Source organism: Edaphobacter sp. (assembly GCF_035532915.1).
Taxonomy (GTDB): domain Bacteria; phylum Acidobacteriota; class Terriglobia; order Terriglobales; family Acidobacteriaceae; genus Edaphobacter.
This window is the reverse complement of record NZ_DATKQC010000399.1, coordinates 1-3671: the sequence shown is the minus strand read 5'-3', so window position 1 is coordinate 3671 and position 3671 is coordinate 1. Positions and strand designations below refer to the sequence as shown.

At 56.0% G+C, this 3671-nt stretch carries 5 protein-coding genes; all 5 read right to left on the bottom strand.

Translation table 11 applies throughout. The features are described 5' to 3' along the window. Positions 1-642: hypothetical protein (locus tag VMU57_RS18935; protein ID WP_325386290.1), on the bottom strand; the 642-nt coding region annotated here is incomplete at its 3' end. A 27-nt stretch (positions 643-669) separates the two neighbouring features. Then, the gene (locus VMU57_RS18930) at positions 670-1248 is read right to left on the bottom strand and encodes a hypothetical protein (protein WP_325386288.1); all 579 of its coding nucleotides are present in this window, start codon (positions 1246-1248) and stop codon (positions 670-672) included. A gap of 108 nt (positions 1249-1356) precedes the next feature. Beyond that, positions 1357-2163, bottom strand: a complete 807-nt coding sequence (locus VMU57_RS18925; protein WP_325386286.1) for a hypothetical protein — start codon at positions 2161-2163, stop codon at positions 1357-1359. A 253-nt stretch (positions 2164-2416) separates the two neighbouring features. Further along, positions 2417-2743, bottom strand: a complete 327-nt coding sequence (locus tag VMU57_RS18920) for a hypothetical protein (protein ID WP_325386284.1) — start codon at positions 2741-2743, stop codon at positions 2417-2419. 333 nt (positions 2744-3076) lie between these two features. Beyond that, the gene (locus VMU57_RS18915) at positions 3077-3508 is read right to left on the bottom strand and encodes a hypothetical protein (RefSeq protein WP_325386282.1); all 432 of its coding nucleotides are present in this window, start codon (positions 3506-3508) and stop codon (positions 3077-3079) included. Between the last annotated feature and the right edge of the window lie 163 nt (positions 3509-3671).

The following is a 3671-nucleotide window of genomic DNA, read 5'->3' as shown; positions in this document are numbered from 1 at the left end:
GTTGTCTTCTACCCTCACCCGCGTCTCCATATCGATCCAGGTCGGAAAATCATCCGAGCAGACCCGGTTGATCTGGTCGAGTTGCGCCAGGACATTGTCTGGACCCAGGCCACCGGCAAAACCGAATGGAAACTGGGTCCGCAGTGTTGGCCAATTTCCAGGCAGCAGACCGGTGCCGCCCGAGGTATCGAACAACGCCGCGACCGGAACATCACAGATGTGCATGGCGTTCGCGAGATTGTCGTTGACTCCATCCGACTGAAAGATGAAGCGCTTGTTTTTCAGTTCCAGGAGTCGTTTGGAGAGCGCGCCCGCACAAACGATTGCGTCCTTGGAGATATTGATTTGCACGCGCTGGCTGGCTGCGATGCAGGTTGGAAGAACGTCCCAATCTACTTCGCCGATCAGTAGATCGCGCACCCAGCGGCCGCACATGTGTGTCGCGACGTTGAGCTTGTGGCTCCGCGCCATATCGCTATATACAGCAATCCAGCTTCTCGATGGGAAACGAGGTCCGCCTTGCTGACTCTTGGAGATGAGGATGCCCCACTCGACAAACGGAAATTCATGCGACAGCTGCATCAGATCCAAAATGTCTGTCGAGTTGTCGGCCCCGGTGATTGTGACTCTTTCAAGCTTCATGGCAACCGATCTCCTTCGATAGGTGCGTTACCTCAGCGTCGTTGCTTTGGTCTGAGTTGAGTATTGCCTCGCGCCCCGCTGCGCCAGGATGATCGTTTCCATCTGGCGGACGCTTTGCTGGAAATCCTGATTGAGGATGACGTGATCGAAATGACGTGCCGCTAGAACCTCGGCCTCGTATCTCCTCACCCGGAACTCCTCGTTCGGACATCTGCGTGCAGCAACGCGAGCCGAGGCTGCCTCGAGAGAAGTCGGCAGGATGAAAAGGCTCAGAGTATTCGGTTCCTGGCGCCGCAGCGTCAGAGCGCCATCTACGGTGATGACGATGGCCATGTCGCATGCCCTATCCAGTGCGGTTCGGGGAACGCCATAGTATTCGTTGTAGATGAAGTCGCTTTCGATCAACTCCCCGTTCGCCTGCATTTCGCGGAATCGCTCGGTGGAGACGAAGTAATAGTCGACACCGGAAACTTCGCCTGGCCGTGGCTGCCGTGTTGTCACTGTTACCGCTTTGGCGAGCCTGGAGATGCGACAGACGAGTTCTTGCGTAAGCGTTGTTTTGCCAGACCCGGATGGCCCAGCAATGAGAAAAATCGTCCCAGCCATAAGGCCTCCTTCGGCAAATGATGGTTGATACATTAAGGGCGCACAGGGCGCGTGAAAGTTATGCAGGGAGAGGACGGATCCATCTCCCTGCTTGAATCCAGCTATGGATTAGCGCCGGCCGCCGCCGCCGTGGAAACCGCCGCCGCTGAAACCGCCGCGTGCACTGCCGCCGCCGTAGTTTCTCGATCCGGCAAAACTGCCGCCACCTAAGCTACGCGCAGAATTGAAGGAACCCGCGGAACTGCGAGCCATGGATGATCCGTAGCCGCGATTTGCAGCACCGTATCCCTGCTGCATCCGGCTGCCACGCATCGCGCCGTAGTTGCTGGCGCGCGCGGCACTTTGATACATCGTGCCCCGGCCCGCGGCATATCCGCCAGAACGAAACTGGCGTCCATTGAAGCCGCCTGCATAACGGCCGCCGCGATTGATGTAGTAGCGCCCACGATTCCAGCCTCCACCGTAGAAGCCGTGACCCCAATAACCGCCGCCATAATACATGCCGCCGTAGTAGCCGACGGACATACCCCAGTAGCCGGGATACCATCCATAGCCAACGCCGGACCAGCCCCAATACCCGGGTGTCCACAACGCTCCAACATAAGGAGGATAGGCCCACACTCCAGTCATCCATGACCAGGCGCCTGCCATCCAGTTCCAATACCCGGGCGTCCATGCGTAGCCTTCACCAGGACATGGAGGTTGGTAATAGGCATTGACTGGAGGAGGAGGAGCGGACTGTACGCTCATTTCGGGACTGCGCGAGTCCTGTTGCTGCGCGGGCTGTTGATACTGCTGATATTGCTGCTGGTCCTGCTGGTCAGCGCTTGTCTGCGCCTGCACAGGGGCCACAAAGGAACAAGAGGCAAAGGACAACACTGCGAGCGAGATTACACACGAACGTAGGACAGGCATAATGCACCTTCTTTTTTTGTGAGTCTGAACAATCGAACATCGAATAAAACCCATGCCCGGCTGTCACACCATAGCCGGCGAGCAAACATTGTGTCTGTGATGACCATGCGGACTCGTGTACAGCGTTAACGCGCCGGACCGCAACTGGTAGTTTGTCTCGGAAACGACGAGCACTCGATAGAGTTCTCATCGCTTCGGGTGCTGCACGTCGCGTTACCAACGTGCAGGAAAATATGGAAGAAAGTGAAGCGGCTCAGACCACCTCAGTCTCAAGGACCGGGGCGCCGTGAAATCCGTTCGGTTCGAGCAGCGACACATCCATTTCAACCATGAATATGTTTGGCACAGACCAATTCCGGTCCTCAACTGGTTTGATTCCAGTAATGTTTTCGAGAACGCGCAGAGCCTCGCCTTGTGTTTTGAAACTCCCGATCTGATCAAGAGATCGATCGCCGAGAAATCCGTACAGTATCCAGCGTGCGCCTCGTGGATAGTCTTGACCGTGGTATGGCTGGTAAGGAAGAAGTCCGATAGGCGTATCGGTCATTGGAACGACCTTGTACTTGATATAGCGCGGCATATTGCAATTCCTTTCCTAAATAATGTGTGAGGCAACAAAGCGTCGGCGCAGTTCTCGTACGCGCCACCTGAGCATCGACCATGTCGAGCAGGACGGGAAGGACTGACTTTCGTACCAGTCGCCTGCAAAAACAAGCAGGACGCATTTGCGCAAAGACAGTAGGGAGAGAGTCTACGGTCCACGCAAAACGACAAATAAATATGAATCGAATGTGTGGGCACTGAATGGAGAGGCTCAGTGCCGCGGAAGCCCAAGGATGGTCAGCCAGAATGATCACAGCTGGATGAAGGTGGGTTGACGATGCGGAGTATGGAAACGAAGATCGAAAACGTTTCAGGCTGCTGGGTGATTTCGAAGGCCGTCGCCTTCCCGCAGAATCGTGGGAATAGCCAGCAATTCTTCCAGTGCCAGTTGCTTTTCCTCCCAGGCAGACCACGAATCTCGGGCCTTGCGTAAGGGGCGGGAATCCGCCACTAACAGCCGGGAAAAGAAACGAAGAACAGCGGGGAAGAAGGACACGCTGTCATCTTGAAGATTTCGCGCATGGGCAGAAATGCCCATAGCCGCCGGGGGTTCCGGCGGCCTGGGGTGCCCTGGCACGACCGATGAAATCCAGGTGATCGCTTCGCTTTTGCAAATGCCACACCGGGCGTTGACGGCCCGGGTGACCTTATCGCATTCTTCGCAAGCGACGGCCTGATTTCGAGGGATACCGACATAGACAGGTTCTATCGCCGGTTGTTTCTTGTGACGTGAAAGATGCATAGTTCTCAACTTTCTGTCATGTGCGTGGGTATACACGGGTTATTAGGGGGTATTGTGAGTTGAGTATTGAGCACCAGCACAGTGGCCGGTGCTTCTACGGTTGACGGGTACACAGCTGGGCAGCCGACGTGGTGCCGGGCGCATGCTGCATCAAAAACTTGTG

Excerpts from the sequence above, each read along its gene's own strand:
- VMU57_RS18930 (WP_325386288.1), bottom strand. The coding sequence starts at position 1,248 with ATGGCTGGGACGATTTTTCTCATTGCTGGGCCATCCGGGTCTGGCAAA.
- VMU57_RS18925 (WP_325386286.1), bottom strand. The coding sequence starts at position 2,163 with ATGCCTGTCCTACGTTCGTGTGTAATCTCGCTCGCAGTGTTGTCCTTT.
- VMU57_RS18920 (WP_325386284.1), bottom strand. The coding sequence starts at position 2,743 with ATGCCGCGCTATATCAAGTACAAGGTCGTTCCAATGACCGATACGCCT.
- VMU57_RS18915 (WP_325386282.1), bottom strand. The coding sequence starts at position 3,508 with ATGCATCTTTCACGTCACAAGAAACAACCGGCGATAGAACCTGTCTAT.